General features: G+C 65.4%; 17 protein-coding genes. 9 read left to right on the top strand and 8 right to left on the bottom strand.

Going from position 1 to position 17,550, the window contains the following annotated elements:
* Nucleotides 1-103: 103 nt before the first annotated feature.
* Entirely contained in the window at nt 104-928 is an 825-nt protein-coding gene (gene pyrF, locus KAK11_RS01985) for an orotidine-5'-phosphate decarboxylase (protein ID WP_210805613.1), read from the bottom strand.
* A gap of 30 nt (nt 929-958) precedes the next feature.
* Nucleotides 959-2,338, bottom strand: coding sequence for an adenylosuccinate lyase (purB, locus tag KAK11_RS01990; RefSeq protein ID WP_210805615.1), 1,380 nt, complete (start codon nt 2,336-2,338; stop codon nt 959-961).
* A gap of 274 nt (nt 2,339-2,612) precedes the next feature.
* On the opposite strand from purB, the gene KAK11_RS01995 reads away from it, so the two are divergent.
* Entirely contained in the window at nt 2,613-3,227 is a 615-nt protein-coding gene (locus KAK11_RS01995) for a glutathione S-transferase family protein (protein WP_210805617.1), read from the top strand.
* Here KAK11_RS01995 and KAK11_RS02000 read toward each other — a convergent pair.
* Entirely contained in the window at nt 3,173-4,891 is a 1,719-nt protein-coding gene (locus KAK11_RS02000) for an FMN-binding glutamate synthase family protein (RefSeq protein WP_210805619.1), read from the bottom strand. The genes KAK11_RS01995 and KAK11_RS02000 overlap by 55 nt on opposite strands.
* A 160-nt stretch (nt 4,892-5,051) precedes the next feature.
* Between KAK11_RS02000 and KAK11_RS02005 the strand changes: the two genes are divergently transcribed.
* The 3 genes from KAK11_RS02005 to KAK11_RS02015 all read left to right on the top strand — a co-directional run bounded on the left by KAK11_RS02005 (nt 5,052) and on the right by KAK11_RS02015 (nt 8,617).
* Nucleotides 5,052-7,538, top strand: a complete 2,487-nt coding sequence (locus KAK11_RS02005) for a penicillin-binding protein 1A (RefSeq protein WP_210805621.1) — start codon at nt 5,052-5,054, stop codon at nt 7,536-7,538.
* 27 nt (nt 7,539-7,565) lie between these two features.
* Entirely contained in the window at nt 7,566-7,859 is a 294-nt protein-coding gene (locus tag KAK11_RS02010) for a YciI family protein (protein WP_210805623.1), read from the top strand.
* A gap of 509 nt (nt 7,860-8,368) precedes the next feature.
* Nucleotides 8,369-8,617, top strand: coding sequence for a hypothetical protein (locus KAK11_RS02015; protein WP_210805625.1), 249 nt, complete (start codon nt 8,369-8,371; stop codon nt 8,615-8,617).
* A gap of 506 nt (nt 8,618-9,123) precedes the next feature.
* Here the strand turns inward: KAK11_RS02015 and KAK11_RS02020 are convergent.
* From KAK11_RS02020 to KAK11_RS02030, 3 genes are read right to left on the bottom strand one after another with little or no spacing between them, the layout of a single operon-like run.
* On the bottom strand, nt 9,124-9,567 hold the full coding sequence (locus tag KAK11_RS02020) for a YciI family protein (protein WP_210805627.1): 444 nt from the start codon (nt 9,565-9,567) through the stop codon (nt 9,124-9,126).
* Nucleotides 9,564-9,854: a TfoX/Sxy family protein gene (locus KAK11_RS02025; RefSeq protein ID WP_210805629.1), complete on the bottom strand. Its 291-nt coding sequence runs from the start codon at nt 9,852-9,854 to the stop codon at nt 9,564-9,566. The genes KAK11_RS02020 and KAK11_RS02025 overlap by 4 nt, the downstream gene beginning before the upstream one ends.
* Nucleotides 9,851-11,785: an NAD(P)-binding protein gene (locus tag KAK11_RS02030; protein WP_210805630.1), complete on the bottom strand. Its 1,935-nt coding sequence runs from the start codon at nt 11,783-11,785 to the stop codon at nt 9,851-9,853. Before KAK11_RS02030 ends, KAK11_RS02025 begins: the two co-directional genes overlap by 4 nt.
* A 62-nt stretch (nt 11,786-11,847) precedes the next feature.
* Here KAK11_RS02030 and KAK11_RS02035 point away from each other — a divergent pair, with 62 nt between their 5' ends.
* From KAK11_RS02035 to KAK11_RS02045, 3 genes are all read left to right on the top strand, one after another.
* Nucleotides 11,848-12,390, top strand: coding sequence for a hemerythrin domain-containing protein (locus KAK11_RS02035; protein WP_210805632.1), 543 nt, complete (start codon nt 11,848-11,850; stop codon nt 12,388-12,390).
* A gap of 71 nt (nt 12,391-12,461) precedes the next feature.
* Entirely contained in the window at nt 12,462-13,034 is a 573-nt protein-coding gene (locus tag KAK11_RS02040) for a thioredoxin fold domain-containing protein (protein ID WP_210805634.1), read from the top strand.
* Nucleotides 13,031-13,204: a hypothetical protein gene (locus KAK11_RS02045; RefSeq protein WP_210805636.1), complete on the top strand. Its 174-nt coding sequence runs from the start codon at nt 13,031-13,033 to the stop codon at nt 13,202-13,204. Before KAK11_RS02040 ends, KAK11_RS02045 begins: the two co-directional genes overlap by 4 nt.
* Here KAK11_RS02045 and mnmA read toward each other — a convergent pair.
* Nucleotides 13,188-14,303 (bottom strand): tRNA 2-thiouridine(34) synthase MnmA, encoded by a 1,116-nt coding sequence (gene mnmA, locus KAK11_RS02050; RefSeq protein WP_210805638.1) that lies wholly within the window; start codon nt 14,301-14,303, stop codon nt 13,188-13,190. The genes KAK11_RS02045 and mnmA overlap by 17 nt on opposite strands.
* Nucleotides 14,304-14,388: 85 nt before the next feature.
* On the opposite strand from mnmA, the gene KAK11_RS02055 reads away from it, so the two are divergent.
* Entirely contained in the window at nt 14,389-15,555 is a 1,167-nt protein-coding gene (locus KAK11_RS02055) for an FIST signal transduction protein (RefSeq protein ID WP_210805640.1), read from the top strand.
* Nucleotides 15,555-16,985, top strand: a complete 1,431-nt coding sequence (locus KAK11_RS02060) for an ATP-binding protein (protein ID WP_210805642.1) — start codon at nt 15,555-15,557, stop codon at nt 16,983-16,985. The genes KAK11_RS02055 and KAK11_RS02060 overlap by 1 nt, the downstream gene beginning before the upstream one ends.
* A 49-nt stretch (nt 16,986-17,034) precedes the next feature.
* On the opposite strand, the gene KAK11_RS02065 is transcribed toward KAK11_RS02060, so the two are convergent.
* Complete coding sequence (locus tag KAK11_RS02065; protein WP_210805644.1) at nt 17,035-17,523, bottom strand: NUDIX hydrolase; 489 nt, start codon at nt 17,521-17,523, stop codon at nt 17,035-17,037.
* Nucleotides 17,524-17,550: the final 27 nt, after the last annotated feature.

Below are 17,550 nucleotides of genomic sequence, written 5' to 3' on the forward strand. Positions count from 1 at the left end.
CGCCTGAAAAGACACTGTCGGGAAAGCACGCAGCCGCGCTGCCGTGTGTAAATGCACACCACACCCCTCAAGGTAGGGGGGAGGTAGCACCAAGCCGCCAAGCTCAGGCCCGCACGGGCTTGGCTTGCTGCAAGGCTTGGCGAGTGGCCTGCGCAACCGCCCGGGCCTGGCTGGCAAAGTCCTCGCCAGAGCCGGCATAGAGCACCGCACGCGAGGAGTTGACGATGATGGGGCCGTCTTCACGCCAAGCGGCCGCCACCGTGGCGGCCGCGTCACCGCCCTGCGCGCCCACGCCAGGGATCAGCAGGGGCAAGGTGGGTGCCAGCTCACGCACACGCGCCAGCTCTTGCGGGAAAGTGGCCCCCACCACCAGGCCCAAGCGCTGATCGCGGTTCCAGGTGCTGGCGGCCAACTTGGCCACATGCTCATAGAGCTTGTCGCCATTGGCCAGGGTCTGGGCTTGCAAGTCAGAGCCTCCTGCATTGGAGGTTCGGCACAGCAGGATCAAGCCCTTACCGTCGTACTTCAGGTAGGGCTCGATGGAGTCAAAGCCCATGAAGGGGGACAAGGTGACCGCATCCGCCTGGTAGCGCACAAAGGCCTCGCGGGCGTATTGCTCGGCCGTGGAGCCGATGTCACCGCGCTTGGCATCCAAGATGACCGGCACATCGGGCGCAGTGCGCCGGATGTAGGCCATCAGCTCCTCCAGTTGGTCTTCGGCGCGGTGCCCTGCAAAGTAGGCGATCTGGGGCTTGAAGGCACAGACCACGTCTTTGGTGGCGTCGACGATGCGTGCGCAAAACTCAAAAATCTTGCCTGCATCCCCCTTCCAAGCGCCGGGAAAGCGGCTGGGTTCGGGGTCCAGACCGACGCACAGCAAGGAGTCGTGGCGGTCGGTGGCTTGGGCCAGCATGCGGGCAAAGTTCATGGGCAGGTCTTTCTGGTTGGAGTGAACAGCTCAGCCACCGATGCGCTGTGCCAGCCGCACGGCATCGCCGATGTAAGCCCCCGGCGTCAGCGCCAGCAAACGGGCCTTTTCTTCTTCGGGCAGGGCCAGTTGCGGGTCGTTGATAAAGCCCTGCATCAGCTCACGCGTCATGGGTTTGCCGCGGGTATAGGCTTTGAGCTGCTCGTAAGGCTGGGGCAGGCCATGGCGGCGCATCACGGTCTGGATGGCTTCGGCCAACACTTCCCAGGCGCCGTCCAGGTCAGCCGCCAAGGCGGCTTCGTTCAGCTCCAGTTTGTCCAGGCCGCGCAGCAGCGAGTCATAGCCCAGCAGGGAGTAACCCAGCGCCACGCCCATATTGCGCAGCACGGTGGAGTCGGTCAGGTCGCGCTGCCAGCGGCTGATGGGCAGCTTTTGGCTCAGGTGGGTCAGCAAGGCGCTGGCCATGCCAAAGTTGCCCTCGGCGTTTTCAAAGTCAATCGGGTTGACCTTGTGCGGCATGGCCGAGGAGCCGACTTCGCCGTCTTTGAGCTTTTGCTTGAAGAAACCCAGCGAGATGTAACCCCAGACATCGCGGGCCCAATCGATCAAGATGGTGTTGGTGCGGGTCACCGCATCAAACAGCTCGGCCATGTAGTCATGCGGCTCGATCTGGATGGTGTAGGGGTTGAAGGTCAGGCCCAACCGCTCTTCGACCACCTTGCGCGAGAAGCTCTCCCAGTCGGTCTCGGGGTAGGCAATGCGGTGCGCGTTGTAGTTGCCCACCGCGCCGTTCATCTTGGCCAGCAGCTTGACGCCGGCAATGCGCTCACGCGCCGGCTTGAGCCGCGCCACCACATTGGCAATCTCCTTGCCCACGGTGGTGGGGCTGGCGGTCTGGCCATGGGTGCGCGAGAGCATGGGCACGGCGGCCAGCGCCACGGCCATGCTGGTGAGCTTGGCAATGATGCGGTCGAGTTGCGGCAGCAGCACGTCGTCGCGCGCACCCTTGAGCATCAGCGCATGGCTGGTGTTGTTGATGTCTTCGCTGGTGCAGGCGAAGTGCACAAACTCTTGGGCTGCGACCAATTCAGGCTGGCTCGCCAAGCGCGACTTCAGCCAGTACTCCACCGCCTTCACATCATGGTTGGTGGTCTTCTCAATGTCTTTGATGCCCTGGGCGTCCGCCTCATTGAAACGCGCCACCACACCCCGCAGCAGGCCGCGCGAGGCCTCAGAGAACGGCGCAAAACCGGGCAAGCCGGCATCGGACAAAGCAATGAACCATTCGACCTCGACCTGCACGCGACGGTGCATCAGGCCGAACTCGGAGAGCAAGGGGCGCAGGGCAGAGACCTTGGCGGCGTATCGCCCATCCAAGGGAGAGAGAGCCATCAGCGGAGAGAGTGTCATTGCGGTGCTAGCAGCAAGAGAAGAGAGGGGCACACAGCTTTCGCAGCGCAGCCAAGCGCTGCGAAAGCCAGGCAGGGAGGCGTCTTGGGCACTCGCAGTGACGCTGCGCCGGACCGACCCAAGAAGGGCGCCGCATTTTACGACCCCGCCAGAGCCTCCCCCGCCTGCACACCCACAGGCGCTTCGATAGAATCGCCGCCAGAATCAAAAAAACACTTCTGGTCTTCATCCCCTCTTTGGACACTCGTTGCGGTGACCCCGCGGCGTGCATCGCATGAAACTGATCGCTTCACTCACCAGCCCCTACGTTCGCAAGGTTCGCGTTGTGCTGGCCGAGAAAAAGCTCGACTACCAGTTGGTGCTCGAGGATGTCTGGGCCACGGATGCTGTCCTGACCTCCAACCCGCTGGGCAAGGTGCCTTGCTTGGTGATGGAGGGCGGCGAAGCCATTTTTGATTCGCGCGTGATCGTGGAGTACGTGGACACCCTCTCGCCGGTGGGCAAGCTGCTGCCTGCCAGCGGGCGTGAGCGAGTGGAAGTGCGCACCTGGGAAGCCCTGGCTGATGGCCTGCTGGACGCCGCCATCTTGGCCCGCCTGGAGCAAACCTGGCCCGGCCGCAGCGAGGCCGAGCGCTCACAGGCTTGGGTGGATCGCCAAATGAGCCGGGTGCACAGCGCCTTGAAGGCCATGAGCCACGGCCTGGGCGACAAAGCGTTTTGCGTGGGCATTTACATGTCCCTGGCCGACATCTCGGTGGGCGTGGCCCTGGGCTACTTGGACTTCCGCTTCCCGCACATTGACTGGCGCAGCGACTATCCCAATCTGCACAAGCTCTACGACAAGCTCTCGGCCAGGCCCAGCTTTGCCGACACCGCCCCGCCGGTCTGAACCAAAGGCGGCTCGCCGCCATCGTCGCGCAGCGGCTGGAAGCTGTTGGCTCGGGCCAGCGGCCAGTAGCGCCGATAGACTTCGTGCGACCACGGCGTCTCGCCGCGAATGGCGGCCAGCAGCTCACCGGGCTGCAGAAAATCAAACTGGTCTTGCAGCAGCCGCACTTCGTCATTGCCGATGCGGCGCACGATGTGCCGCGCGCTCAGCTCACCGGGGTGCTTCAGCCCCGCGGCCTGCACCAGCTCTTTGAGCGCATGCAAGGTGTTGTCATGGAAGCGGTAGACCCGCTCGGTCTTGTCGCTCACCACCAGGGCGCGCTGGCGCACCGGGTCTTGGGTGGCCACGCCGGTGGGGCAAGCGCCGGTGTGGCAATGCTGGGCTTGGATACAGCCCAGCGCAAACATAAAGCCACGCGCCGAGTTGCACCAATCGGCCCCCAAAGCGATGGCGCGGGCGATGTCAAAGGCGCTGACGATCTTGCCCGAGGCGCCCAAACGGATGCGGTCTCGCAGGCCCAAGCCCACCAGCGTGTTGTGCACCAGCAGCAGGCCTTCTTGCAGCGGCGCGCCCATGTGGTCGGCAAACTCCACCGGAGCCGCCCCGGTGCCACCTTCGGCCCCATCGACCACGATGAAGTCTGGCGTTTGGCCCGTCTCCAGCATGGCCTTGCAAATGCCGAACCACTCCCAGGGATGGCCGACACAGAACTTGAAACCCACGGGCTTGCCGTTGGACAGCCGCCGCAGCCGCGCCATGAAGTCGATCAACTCCAGGGGCGTCGAGAACGCCGTGTGCGCTGCGGGTGAGACACAGTCTTGCCCCACCGCCACACCCCGGGCCTCGGCAATTTCCTGGGTGACCTTGGGGCCGGGCAGCACGCCACCGTGGCCCGGCTTGGCGCCTTGAGAGAGCTTGACCTCGATGAGCTTGACCTGGGGCTCATTGGCATTGCGCACAAAGGCTTCTTCGCTGAAGCGGCCCTGGGCGTCGCGGCAGCCGAAGTAGCCTGAGCCAATCTCCCATACCAGGTCGCCGCCGGGCGCGCGGTGGTGCTGGCTGATCGAGCCCTCGCCCGTGTCGTGCATGAAGCCGCCTTTTTTGGCGCCGGCATTGAGCGCTCGGATGGCATTGGCCGACAGCGCCCCAAAGCTCATGGCCGAGATGTTGAACACGCTCGCGCTATAGGGCTGGGCACAGGCACCACCAATGGTGATGCGAAAGTCGTGCGAATCGAGCGTGGTGGGCGCCAACGAGTGGTTGATCCACTCATAACCCTCGCGGTGCACATCCACTTGGGTGCCGAACGGCCGCTTGTCGGGCTCGCCTTTGGCACGCTGGTAGACCATGGAGCGCTGCTCGCGCGAGAAGGGTGCGGCCTCATGGTCGCTCTCGATGAAGTATTGGCGAATCTCTGGCCGGATGAATTCCAGCAAATAGCGCATGTGGCCAATGACGGGGTAGTTGCGCAGCACGGCGCGCTTGCTTTGAGCCATGTCGCGCACGCCCAGCGCAAAGCCTGCGGCGCCCAGCGCCACCGCCCACGCCCCCACGCCCCACACCGCCCATGCCACGGCACCCGCCATGGCCAGGGTGCAGAAAGACAGCATGGTCAGGTAGCGGATGGGCAGGTGCCTATCCAATGCAATCAGCCAAGCAGGCATGGCGTCATCCCCTACAAACGTAGATCGAGCGTCGATGCTAGGACGAGGCCGCCGCCCCGAAGCGTTGAAGTTGCAGGGGGTTTGCCCCGCAAATGGGGCTTCACACCCAGCTCACAGAAGCCCACTACCATAGGGGCCTTCGCCCTTTTGTACCCGCTGGATGCCTGCCCACTCCTCCTCTGAAACGCCAAGCTGGCGCCGCAAGCTCAACACCCTGCTGCTGGCCGTGGGCGTGCTGGGCCTGCTGGCCGTGCTGGCGGTGGCGGTGGTGGCCGCCATCTACACCCCCCAACTGCCCGCGCTGGACAAGGTCACCGACTACAACCCGCAACTGCCGCTCAAGGTGCAGACGCGAGACGGTGTGGAGATCGCCCTCTTTGGCGCCGAGAAGCGGGTTTTTGTGCCGATTGCGCAGATTCCGGCCCGTATGCAGGACGCGGTGCTGGCGGTGGAGGACAGCCGCTTTCGCGAGCACCGCGGCATTGACTTTCGCGGCGTGGCACGCGCCTTGTTCTCCAACCTCACCGGCGGCATGCGCCAGGGTGCGTCCACCATCACCCAGCAAGTCGCCAAGAACTTTTTCTTGAGCAATCGACGCACGTTTGACCGCAAGATCAAGGAGGCTCTGCTGGCCCTGAAGATGGAAGAGGCGCTGACCAAGGACCAGATCCTGGAGCTCTATATGAACCAGATCTACCTGGGCCACCGCGCCTATGGTTTTGGTGCTGCCGCTCAGGTCTACTTTGGCAAGACGCTGGACCAGCTCAGCATTGCCGAATGCGCCATGCTGGCCGGGCTGCCGCAAAACCCGGCCTTCCACAACCCACGCACCAACTTTGCCAAGGCCCAGAACCGCCAGCGCGTGGTGCTGATGCGCATGCGGGATACCGGCGTGATCACTGAAGAAGAACACGCGGCCGCGCGTGCCGAGGTGCTGAAGCTGCGCTCGGCGCTGGACGTGCCCGTGCATGCGGAGTATGTCGCCGAGATGGCCCGCCAAGTGGTAGTCGAGCGCTTTGGCGAGGAGGCCTACCAGCGCGGGCTGACCGTCACCACCACCTTGGTGGCCGAAGAGCAGCGCGCCGCCTTCGCCGCCCTGCGCAAAAACCTGATGGACTATGACCGCAAGCAAGCCTGGCGTGGCCCCGAAGACAGCGAAGACCTGCCTGAGGACGAAGACGCTGCCGAGTTAGCCGCGGGCCAATTGCTCAAAGAGCACCGCGACGACGAAGACCTGCGTGTGGCCATCGTCATGCAAGCCAGCCCCAAAGAAGTGCAAGCCCGCCTGGCCACCGGCGAGCTGCTGCGCCTGAGCGGCGAGGCCTTGCGCTGGGCCCAGCCGGCCCTGGCCCCCAACGCGCCCAAGGCCATTGCGCTCAAGCGTGGTGCCATCATCCGCTTGGCCAAGGGGCCGAAGTCCACCCCAGAGAAGCCGCAATGGCTGGTCAGCCAATGGCCTGATGTGCAAGGCGCTTTTGTCGCCCTGGAGCCGCAAACCGGCCGCATCCGCGCCTTGGTGGGCGGCTTTGACTTCCAGCGCCAGCCCTTCAACCATGTGACCCAGGCTTGGCGCCAGCCCGGCTCCAGCTTCAAGCCCCTGCTGTACTCGGCAGCCCTGGAGCAAGGCCTGATGCCCGAAACCCTGGTCAACGACATGCCGCTGGAGAACGTCGGCAACTGGGACCCGCAAAACTCCGACGGCTCCACCGACGGCCCGGTGACCCTGCGCACCGCGCTGACCAAATCTAAGAACCTGGTCAGCGCCCGCGTGGCCCAGCACATGGGCGTGGAGCCGGTGCGGCAATGGGCCGAGCGCTTTGGCCTGGACGCCAAAAAGCAGCCCGACAACCTCACCGTGGCCTTGGGCGCAGGCAGCGTCACGCCGCTGCAAATGGCCCAGGCCTATGGCGTGCTGGCCAATGGCGGCTGGCGCGTCACGCCCCGCGTGATTGAACGCATCACCGACGCCAAGGGGCAGGTGTTGTGGGAAGCGCCGGCCATTGCGCCATTGGCGGACGCACCCACGGCCGCCGCCTCCTCCGCCCTCCCTGCAGACGGCAGCGCGGACCCCGCCGCCGCCGCAGCCAGCAGCCCCGCCGATCTGTACCAAGTGCCCATGCCCGCGCCGCCGGCCGCCGCCCCCGCCGCCTCTGGCGCTGAGCAGCCCGCGGTGCGCGTGATCCCGGCCCGCAACGCTTTTCTCACCAGCAGCCTGCTGCAAGACGTGACGCGCGTCGGCACCGCCGCCAAAGCCCAGGCCCAGCTCAAACGGCCCGACTTGTTTGGCAAGACCGGCACCACCAATGACGCGGTCGACGCCTGGTTTGTGGGCTTCCAGCCCAGCATTGCCGCCGCCGTGTGGATCGGCCACGACGAGCCGCGCAGCCTGGGCCAGCGCGAGAGCGGCGGTGGCCTGGCCTTGCCTGTGTGGATCGCCTATATGGAGAAGGCCTTGAAGACCGTGCCCGTGCAAGACTTGAGCCCGCCGGCCGGTGTGATGCGCGCCGACCACGACTGGCGCTATGTCGAGTGGGCCGACGGCGGCTTTGTCCGCAGCGTGGGCCTGCCACCGCCCGAGCCCGCAGCGTCGGGCGCCTCTGCGCCGGCGCCAGAAGACCCACCCGCCAGGCCAGCCTCCGCGCCTTGAGCGCCCCCTCTGAAAGCGAGCCCATCAATGCGCTACATGGTTGTGTTTGACGACACCCCCGACATGGCCGCCGTGCGCCAACGCTTGGAGCCGGAACATCTGGCTTTTTTAGAACGTTACCGCAGCGAGATCCCGATGGCCGGCGGCCTGCGCCAAGAACCCGGCGGCGCCTACACCGGCGGCCTCTGGATCTTCGAGGTCGCCAGCCGCGAACGCGCCGAAGAACTGATCGCCCTCGACCCCTACCAACAAGCCCACGCCCGCCGCTATCGCCTGGAGTTTTGGGGCAAGGCGTTGCCGCAGTTTGATGTGGTGATGTAGGGCGGGGAGCTGCGATTGACGGCTGTGCTCAGTGCTTGCCACTGTTGATGCTTGCAATGGAGCTTGGGGGCGTGATTCCGCTCATGTCCCCCGGACGCTGACGCGTCCTCCTCCTTAACTTCGCTACACCACACCCCCAAGCCCCACTGCCGTTTGCCGCGCTGCTGGTCTACTTTGCGAAGCCCCATAACTCTGATACACACTGTCGCCAAGCAATAGATCAACGATAGACCCCCTTGCAGCAAAGCATGACCATCTCAAGCGCAGCGGCATCTCCAGAGCATTGGCTTAATCACACGGCGTCTCCAGAATCCGTACTCGGCCCCTCACGTGGTTGGGTTCCTCCGTTGTGTGAGTACCGCATTTCCGCGTTCCACGCACGCTGCGCCAGCCTTTGGATTTTTGGGGCAGTTACAGGCCTGCCGGACCATGTGCCCGCTAGCGGGGAAAGAGGTGGAGCACGGAAACTCGACCTCGCCTTGTGTATATCGCTGGAGCGTCTCAACAGCATGATCGGCATGCCCATGCTCGACCCGGTACTCGATGACTCAATGCATAGCTTTGAGCTGGCCTTGCCGGTTTCTGTGACTATCGCTAGAACTAGTGAGCCGCTCCATCCGGGCAGTCCTCTTCATGTTCTGTCGTTGCGCGGCGAGTCTGAGCACTTCAGCTTTGATGCTCACGCATCGTGGATAGGTGCCTATGGCGGGAAGCATGCGGCCAAGCGATTTTCAGAAGCGTTTTACATACGTAGTTGATTTTTATACTGTCAAGAGTTGGATGCCTTCGCGGAAAGCTGCACCTTGCAGACAAGCAAGTCATAGTGTTCGAAGATTCAGCTTTGGGGTCAGATTGCCCCCACGGAACGGCGACCCACACCTCATGCAGAAGTCAACAGCTTGGCACGCTTGTATTCACAGCGTGCCACTTCACCAACCGCCCCGGCGCGAGGTAGGCCCCAGGGCGATTTGAGAGGCGCTGAGGAGCGCAGGGGTGGGCTGGGGCGCGCGGAGCGCGCATCAATCTCTGACTCGCAGCAGATGATTGAGCGTAACGAACGCAGTGAGTGGAGCGAGTTCTGCAGCGCCCAGCCCAGCGCGAGCACCGCAAGGGAGTCGGCTTTGGCCGACCGCCTCTCCATGAGCCCTGGGGCCTGCCCCGCGCCAGGGCCAGCGAGCACCAACCCAATGGCGTGACAGGAAAATGTGCTCACCCAAAGGCCTGTGCCGACGGAATGCCCCCAACCCAGCAGCGATTCAAGGGCTTACCGCTTCAACGCCACCCCATAAGGATGGAGCGTGGCCAGCATCACCCCTGCCTTGACCGCTGGGTCGCCCTCCATGAAGCGGCGCGCGGCAGCTTCGTCGTCGGCCTCGAAGATCACCAAGCCAAAGGTCTTGTCGAGCGGCTCGTTGGTGCGGCCGGCCAGCAGCACCTGGCCGGCTTCGGTGGCGGCTTTCAGATATTGGAAGTGCGCCCCCACCAAGCCGCGCTCGCGGTCGGTCCAGCCGCTGTCTTGATGCAGGGTCGGGGCGAGGCGGAGGACATAAAGAAAGGTGGGGCGGCTCATGGCTTTGGCTGGAGTGGACGTGGACGTGGGAGCAGGAGGCGTTGCAGTTTGCGCTTGCGCGAAGCCGGCCAAGCACAGCGCTGCGGCGCTCACGCCCAGCAAGCTCAGGCGACGCAGGTGCAACACGAGTGAGTTCATGACGAAGACTCCTTTATAGACAAACGCTCGGCGTCTTCCAGCGCCAGCAGCAAGCTGGTGCGGTGGTCCCGAGCCACTTGCAGCCAAGGCAAGCCGGTGAGTGCGCCCTCCAAGGCCCACAGCAAATTCAAGCTGGCTTTGGGCTGGCTGCGGCGCACCTGTGCAAAGGCATGCACCGCGCCCAAGGCACGCAGACGCGGCAGGTCTGCAATGCCTGCAGCCCGCAACATCTCCGCAGAGGCAGGGCCAAGGTTGGGCAGGCTGGCGAAGGATGAGGTGTCATTCATGTCGCCGCCCGGTACGGCCCCGGCCGCTGCGCCCAGCGCGGGAGCTGCGCCTCAGGCAGCAATTCGCTGATCGCGCGGGTGGCTTGGTCGATGGCGCTGTGGGCATAGGCAAAGGCGCCGGCGTCGCTGTTGGCAATGGCCACGCGGCCCCAGCCCTGGCGCGCCAGCTCGCAGGGCAAGGGGCCTTGGGGCCAATAGGCGTCGGCGCCGTGCATGTACTCGTAGGCATAGCCGTGGGCCCAGCGGTTGAAGGTCACGGCCTCGACATCTTGGTCTTGGAAGCCATAAGGCCCCAGGGCGCTGCGCAGCAGGTGCATGGCGGGGGCCAGCAGGTCCTCGGTGCGCCAGGCCTGAAGTTGCTGGCGGCCGAGGTGGGCTTGCTGGCGCGGTGGCAGCCCTTGCGCCTCGGTGGGCAGCACCACTTTGGCCAGGTGCAGCAAGATGGGGTGGTCCGGCCCGGGTGAGGCGCGGGCAGCGCCCATATTGACCGGAAAGTCCAGGCTGGCCTCGGGCCAGAAGCCACCCACCGAGCGCAAGCCGCTCCAGCCCGCACGAGCAAACGGACGCCAGTTCGACAACAACACGTTGGCATAGATCAGCGGCGTCTTGACCTGGTCGGCCAGCGCTTGGCGCTGCGCGGGCGGGATCTCCTCGCTCATCCTGGCAACGGCCCGGTGCCAGCAAGCCAGCACCACCCGCCGCGCCCGAACTTGGCGCCGCTGGCCTTGTCCATCCAATACCTCCAAGCGCACGCTGGGCGCGGAGGCCACCGGGCCGTCGTGCTGCACCTGCACCACCGTGTGCTGCAAGCGCAGGCGCACGGCAGAGGCCGGCGCCTGCAGCGCGGCCATGTTCAGCGGCGTATCCACCAAGCTCTCCAGGCCCTGGCCCGGCAGAGCGGCGGGGTTCAGGCTGCGCAGCAGCGCCCGCACCACCCCGTGGTTGCCATCAGGGAAGTGGTAGATGTAGCGATCGGCACCTTGCAGCAGTTGCTGGGCGCTGGGCGAGAGGCGCGGCTCGGGCTGCTCGCCCAGTGGCAGCCCGGCAAACCCTGGCATGCCCGCCGCCCAGGCATCCAGGGCGTTGACTTGGTCAATGCCCACGCCAAAGTAGGCCTCGGTGTCTTGCTGAAAGTACTGCGCCACCTGGGGATGCAGGCGCCAGACACGCAGCAGGAACTGGCGATAGCTGATGCGCGCCAGGGCGTCCCGGCGTTGGCGAGGGCTGCGCGCTTGGGGCAGGACGTCCTCCACACTGTTGAGCAGGCGCAGCAAGTCGGCCTGGGCGCTGGGCGCCATGGGCAAGGCGGCAGCCCACAGGCGTTGGGCTTGGGCGCGGCGCGGCGGCAGCACCGTGGGCTGGGCCGCCTGGGGCCAAACGCCCGGCTCAAACACCAGGGCATGGCCCTTCAAGCCATGGCGCTCATGCCAGCCGTGGTCAAAGAACTCGCTGTCAAAGCGCTTCAAATCAATGCCCACACCTTGCAACACGGCGTTCACGGCCGGCGAGAAAAGCCCGGGGCTGTCCAAAGACTGTGAGCCGCCATAGCCCACCAAGCGCTCACCGCTGCGGCTGAGAAACTCATTGCGGTGGGCATGGCCGCCGAGGTGCTCGGCGGCATCCAAGAGCAAGATGCGGGGCTCGCGCCCTTGGCGGCGTTCAAGCTGCTGGAACCACCAGGCGCCGGCCAAGCCCGACAAGCCCGCCCCCACCACCACCAGGTCTTCCATGCCGTCTTCGGCCAGCGCGGGCGCCGCGCGGTGGGCTTCAGGCGCATCGCGCCAGCGGTGGGCTTGATGGCGGGCGGCGTCTGTCTGGCCCTCTTCGCGCACGAGGGGCTCTTGGCGCTCCTGCGCCAGGAGCGCGGGGGCGGCAGCGCCCAGGGCCACGCCCTCCAGAAAGTCTCGACGGGTGATGTGGGGCCAGCGCATACCCGATTGTGGGTATGTTCCGGCGCAAGGCGCATCCGAGGAAGTCCGGCTATCGTGCGCGCATGAGTGATGCGCTCTTGGCTTTGCAGCCCAGCCCCGCAGCGGGCTTTGATCAACCTCTAGACATGCTGGACGGCTGCCATGAGCGCCTGCGCCGCAGCTTGGCGCTTTTGGAGCGCCTCAGCGCGCATCTGACGGCCCACGGCGCAGATCAAGCCGCCCAAGAGGCCGCCCGCGATGTGCTGCGCTACTTTGACCTGGCCGCGCCCCATCACCACCAGGACGAGGAGTTGCACCTGGTGCCACTGCTGCAGCGCGACCCCAGCACCCGCGCCTGGGCTGAACAATTGTTGAGCGACCATGCGCAGCTGGCCCCCTTGTGGTTGAACGCACGCATCGCCCTGGTGAAGGTCAGCGAGGGCGTGTGGCCAGCCGAGACCGAGGCTGCCGCCCTTCAAGCCCAGTGGGCGCAGTGGGCCCAGGCGCTCAGGGCTCATGCCGCGTGGGAGGATGCGGTGGTCTACCCCTGGGTGCGCACACAGCTGTCCACCGACCATGCCCACGCCATGGGCCAAGAGATGGCGCAGCGGCGCGGCGTGCGCTGAATAGCCCGCCCTTGCACCGCTCCCGCTGAGCTTGGCTACCATAGCGTCCTGTGTCCACTGAAAGCCCGCTCATGCTGCGTCGCTCCCTTGCCCTGACCCTCTTTGTGGGTTTGCCCCTGATGGCCTGCTCTGACGCGGCCAACACCGCTCCTGTTGCCGCCACCGGCAAGCCGGTGGACATCGAGGCCTACCAAAAAGCCGCCAAAGCCCACGGCTTCAGCACCGGGCCGGTGATGGCGTCGCAAACCCTGTATGTGTTTTTCGACCCGGCCTGCCCCCACTGCGCTCAGCTCTGGGCGAATGCCAAGCCGCTGGCGAAAAAGCTGCGCATTGTCTGGATCCCCGTCGGCTGGCTGCGGCCCAAGTCCATCGAGGTGGGCGCGGCCATCTTGTCGGCCCCCTCGCCCGCTGACGCCATGGAAGAGCACGAGAGCAAGATGCTGGCCCGCACCGGCACCATGACCTTGCCCGAGACCGTGCCCGAAGAGGCCAAGGCCAAGCTCAAGGCCAACACCGACCTCTTCTTGAGCCTGCGCTCGGAGAGCGTGCCGCTGATCATTTATCGCAACGGCAAGACCGGCGCCCATGGGCGCACCGAGGGCGCGATCAGCGCCGATGAAATCGCTAACCTGGTGGGACTATGAAACGATTTGGTGGTGTGGGTCGGGGTGCTGCGCGTGGCGCCGCACGGGGCGGGCTCAACGGTGCCCTGCGCGGCTCCCTGGGCAACAAAGGCCTGGTGCAAGGCCTGCTGATGGGCGTGGTGATGGGCCTGATCCGTGGCGCCATCCGCGCCTTCATGCGGCGGCGCTGATCACCCCACCGCCCAGGCAGACCTCGCCGTCATAGAGCACGGCGGATTGCCCGGGCGTCACGGCCCATTGCGCCTGCGCAAAGTCCAGCCTGAAGTTCGGCCCGAGTGCCGCGCTCAAGGCGCCGGGTGAGTCCGCCTGGCGATAGCGGCTCTTGGTGCCATAGGTGGCCGCCGTGGGCGGCACGCCCGCCACCCAGCTCGCGTTGTCTGCCTCCAGCCATTGGTATTGCAGCGCCGGGTGGTCATGGCCTTGCACCACCACCAGCGCGTTGCGCTCCAGGTCTTTGCGCGCCACAAACCAAGGCTGGTGCTCACCCCCGCCGCGCGGCGCTTTCTTCTCCTTGACGCCGCCAATGCCCAAGCCCTGGCGCTGGCCCAGGGTGTAGAAGCTCAGGCCCACATGCTGGCCGAGTTTGCGGCCCCGCTCATCCACGATGGGGCCGGGCTGGTGCTTCAGATAGCGGTTCAGAAACTCTCTGAAGGGCCGCTCGCCGATGAAGCAAATGCCGGTGGAGTCCTTCTTCTTGGCATTGGGCAAGCCGATCTCTTCGGCCAAGCGCCGCACTTCTGTTTTGGGCAACTCGCCCACCGGAAAGAGCGTGCGTGCCAGTTGCGCCTGGTTCAAGCGGTGCAAGAAGTAGCTCTGGTCTTTCAGCGGGTCCAGGCCTTTGAGCAGCTGAAAGGCGCCGTCGTGCTGCCGCACCCGCGCATAGTGGCCAGTGGCAATCTTGTCGGCCCCGCGCGCAAAGGCATGATCCAAAAAGGCCTTGAACTTGATCTCGGCGTTGCACAGCACATCCGGGTTGGGGGTACGCCCCGCCTCGTATTCGCGCAAGAATTCCGCAAATACCCGGTCTTTGTAGTCGGCCGCGAAGTTCACATGCTCGATCTCGATGCCGATGACGTCTGCAACGGCCGCTGCGTCCACAAAATCGATGTTGGACGAGCAAAATTCGCTGTCGTCGTCATCCTCCCAGTTCTTCATGAAGATGCCGACCACCTCGTGCCCTTGCTGCTTGAGCAGCCAGGCCGAGACAGCCGAGTCGACACCGCCGGAGAGTCCGACCACGACGCGTTGGAGTGGGTTTTTTGAGTTCATGCCGCCCCCATTTTAGGAAGCCTGCACAGCGCCCCTCTGCTAGAGTGGCTTGGCTATGCCCAGGGCAAGGTGCAGAGGAGTATTGATGCAAGTCGCCCAACTCAACGTTTCGCCGCAAGAGCGGCCCACCGCCGCCGCCCTGCGGGGCCTGATGGCCGAGTCCCCCGACCTGGTGCTGCTCTTTGGCGACGCCGCCCTGCTGCATGACGCCGCTTGGCTCTCAACCCTGCGCGAGACCTGGCCCACCGCATCCCTGGCCGGGTGTTCTACGGCAGGTCAGATCCAAGGAGAGACGGTCCATGCCCACGGCGGTGTCTTGACGGCAGTGCGCTTTGAACAGGCCCAAGTCCAGGTCGCACGCGTGCCTCTGAACGGGCTGGAGGGCTCCCGCGACGCCGGCAAGGCCCTGGCGCGCACCCTCACCGCGCAGGCGGATACCGCCCCTCGCGGCGTCATCGTGCTCGCACAGGGCGTCAACATCAATGGCAGCTGTCTGATCGAAGGCCTGCAGTCAGGCTTGCCCGCTCAGGTGGTGGTGGCCGGTGGCTTGGCGGGCGACGACGGCGCTTTTGCCCGGACCTGGGTCTTGAGTGAAGAAGGCCCCAGCGCAGAGCATGTGGTGGGCATCGGCCTCTACGGCGAATCGCTGTGCTTCGGCCAGGCCGCTTACGGCGGCTGGAAGCCCTTTGGCATGGCGCGCCGAGCCACGCGCGTCGACGGCTCGCGCCTGTATGAGCTGGATGGCGAGCCGGCCTTGGAGCTCTATCGCCGCTATTTGGGCGACCACGCCCAAGACCTGCCCGCCTCGGGCTTGCTGTTTCCCTTTGAAGTGCTGGATGAGCAATTGCAGCCCACCGGCCTGGTGCGCACCATTTTGGGCATCGACGCAGAGAGCGGCTCGCTGACCCTGGCCGGTGACCTGCCCCACCACAGCATGCTGCGCCTGATGTATGCCAGCACCGACGCCCTGGTCGACGGCGCCCAAACCGCCGCCGAGCATGTGCACCAGGCCTTGCCCGCGCCGGCCGAGTTGGCCTTGCTGGTGAGCTGCGTGGGCCGCAAGCTGGTGATGGGCGAGCGGGTCGAGGAGGAGCTTGAAGCCGTGCACGGTAGCCTGGGCCATCAAGCGGCCTTGGCGGGCTTTTATTCCTATGGCGAGATCGCCCCCTTGGGGCATGATGCGTCCAGCATTTGCAGCCTGAACAACCAGACCATGACGATTCTGGGCCTGTGTGAACGCCCCGTGGCCTGATGTCTGACCCCCACAAAACTTCCAAGCTGTTGGCGCGGCAACTGCGCGCCACTTTGGGTGCGCCCAGCCGTGAGGCCTTGGCCGCACAGTTCGGCCCCGAGGCCAGCCTGGACGAATTGCGCCATCTCGCCGCCCGGCTGCCCGCGTTGCTGGAACGAGTCGATACCGCCTACCTGGACATGGAACGCGACTTGGCCCTGGTGCAGCGCAGCCTGGAGCTCAGCTCGGCGGAGCTGAACGCCGCGCGTGATGTGGCCGAGCAGGCCAATGCCGCCAAATCACGCTTTCTGGCCAATGTCAGCCACGAGCTGCGCACGCCGGTCAATGGCTTGGCCGGCATGACCCAGCTCATGCTGATGGGGTCCTCCTTGAGTGACGCCGACCGCGCTCGCCTGGAAGTGATGGACCGCTCCACCCGGGCGCTGCAAGCCATCATCAGCGACCTGCTGGATTGGGCGCAGGCCGACGCACGCCGCGTGCGCTTGGAGCGTGAACCCTTCTCCGTGCGGGAGTTGATGCGCGATGTGATGGTGCTGCTGCAAGGCGATGCCGACCGCAAAGGCCTGCAATTGCGCTGCCATCTGGCGCCCGACCTGCCGCCTTGGCTGCTGGGCGATGCCGGGCGGCTGCGCCAGATCTTGCTTAATTTGATCGGCAATGCAGTCAAGTTCACCGACCGCGGCCACGTCGTGGTGACTTTGTCCGGCAGCGTGCTGGGCGAGGGCGCCGACGCGCCCTATCTGCTGCACGGCAGCGTGCGTGACACCGGCCCAGGCATTCCCGATGCTGACCGCGACCGCATCTTCCAACCTTTCCAGCAGGCCGACGGCTCCATCACCCGGCGCCATGGCGGCACCGGGCTGGGACTGGCCATCAGCGCCAACTTGGTCCACCTCATGGAGGGCACCATGTGCCTGGACTCTCGCCTGGGCGAGGGCAGCGAGTTCAGCTTCACGGTGCGGCTGGGGCAGGTGGCCGCAGAAGCCGCGCCACAAGCTCAAGCCAGCAGCATGCTGCCTGCAGCGAATGACGCGCCGCGCGGCGGCTTGCGCGTTTTGGTGGTGGAAGACAACCCGGTCAATCAGGTGGTCGCCCGCGCCCAGTTGGAGCATCTGGGCTGCGAGGTGTCGGTGGTGGAGGATGGTGAATCTGCCCTGGCGCTGCCCGTGCCGCTGGATTACGACCTGGTGCTGATGGACCTGAACATGCCCGGCCTCAGCGGCCTGAGCGTGGCCGAAGGCCTGCGCCGCCGCGAAGCGGCCTTGGCCCAGCCCCACCGGGTCTTCATCTGCGCGCTGACGGCCTGCGCCTCTGATGAAGACCGGCAAATGGCCCTGGCCGCCGGCATGGACGAGCACATTGCCAAACCGGTGCGCCTCGAGACCTTGGACGCGTTGCTGCAGCGCCTGCGTCACCCCCCCTCTGCATGACGCCGCATGGAGGCGCATTCCGGATTGCAAAAAGCAAAACCGGCATTGCCTACTTTTGCAGCAGCTCCACGCTAGGGTGAGTACTCAAAAGCGCCAAGGGGAAGCGCTTTCCGGCGTGGTGGTCTTCAATGCTCAGCAGCACCAAAGGGCTGCGGTGGCGGTCCACGCTGGCGCGCACTTCGGCCAAGCTCATCCACAGCGTGCGCACCACGGGGTGGTCCAGTGCTTGCCCCGCAATGCGGTCGCCCACATCACCGCAAAACGCGAAGCGCAAATAGGTGATGTCTTCGTTGGATTGCGCCCGGTGCAAGCGTGCCAAATACACCCCCACCAGCGCCTCTGGCACGAAGGGGCAGGCGGTTTCTTCCAGGGTTTCGCGGCAGGCCCCGGCCAGCAGCGACTCGCCGGGGTCAAGGTGGCCCGCCGGGTTGTTCAGCTTCAGGCCGTCGGAGGTCATCTCCTCGACCAATAAATAGTGCCCCGCGCGGTGAACAACGGCCGCCACGGTGACGCTTGGTTTCCAGCGTTCTTCTCCCATAGCGCGGGATGTTACGCCTGTTGAAAC

This window comes from Ideonella paludis, from assembly GCF_018069865.1.
Classification (GTDB): Bacteria; Pseudomonadota; Gammaproteobacteria; order Burkholderiales; family Burkholderiaceae_C; genus Ideonella; species Ideonella paludis.

Coding starts and splice junctions, on each gene's coding strand:
- KAK11_RS02035 (WP_210805632.1), top strand. CDS start 11,848: ATGAGTGATGCGCTCTTGGCTTTGCAGCCCAGCCCCGCAGCGGGCTTT.
- KAK11_RS02045 (WP_210805636.1), top strand. CDS start 13,031: ATGAAACGATTTGGTGGTGTGGGTCGGGGTGCTGCGCGTGGCGCCGCA.
- purB (WP_210805615.1), bottom strand. CDS start 2,338: ATGACACTCTCTCCGCTGATGGCTCTCTCTCCCTTGGATGGGCGATAC.
- KAK11_RS02025 (WP_210805629.1), bottom strand. CDS start 9,854: ATGAATGACACCTCATCCTTCGCCAGCCTGCCCAACCTTGGCCCTGCC.
- KAK11_RS02040 (WP_210805634.1), top strand. CDS start 12,462: ATGCTGCGTCGCTCCCTTGCCCTGACCCTCTTTGTGGGTTTGCCCCTG.
- KAK11_RS02030 (WP_210805630.1), bottom strand. CDS start 11,785: ATGCGCTGGCCCCACATCACCCGTCGAGACTTTCTGGAGGGCGTGGCC.
- KAK11_RS02015 (WP_210805625.1), top strand. CDS start 8,369: ATGATCGGCATGCCCATGCTCGACCCGGTACTCGATGACTCAATGCAT.
- KAK11_RS02000 (WP_210805619.1), bottom strand. CDS start 4,891: ATGCCTGCTTGGCTGATTGCATTGGATAGGCACCTGCCCATCCGCTAC.
- KAK11_RS02005 (WP_210805621.1), top strand. CDS start 5,052: ATGCCTGCCCACTCCTCCTCTGAAACGCCAAGCTGGCGCCGCAAGCTC.
- KAK11_RS02010 (WP_210805623.1), top strand. CDS start 7,566: ATGCGCTACATGGTTGTGTTTGACGACACCCCCGACATGGCCGCCGTG.
- mnmA (WP_210805638.1), bottom strand. CDS start 14,303: ATGAACTCAAAAAACCCACTCCAACGCGTCGTGGTCGGACTCTCCGGC.
- KAK11_RS02065 (WP_210805644.1), bottom strand. CDS start 17,523: ATGGGAGAAGAACGCTGGAAACCAAGCGTCACCGTGGCGGCCGTTGTT.
- pyrF (WP_210805613.1), bottom strand. CDS start 928: ATGAACTTTGCCCGCATGCTGGCCCAAGCCACCGACCGCCACGACTCC.
- KAK11_RS02060 (WP_210805642.1), top strand. CDS start 15,555: ATGTCTGACCCCCACAAAACTTCCAAGCTGTTGGCGCGGCAACTGCGC.
- KAK11_RS01995 (WP_210805617.1), top strand. CDS start 2,613: ATGAAACTGATCGCTTCACTCACCAGCCCCTACGTTCGCAAGGTTCGC.
- KAK11_RS02020 (WP_210805627.1), bottom strand. CDS start 9,567: ATGAACTCACTCGTGTTGCACCTGCGTCGCCTGAGCTTGCTGGGCGTG.
- KAK11_RS02055 (WP_210805640.1), top strand. CDS start 14,389: ATGCAAGTCGCCCAACTCAACGTTTCGCCGCAAGAGCGGCCCACCGCC.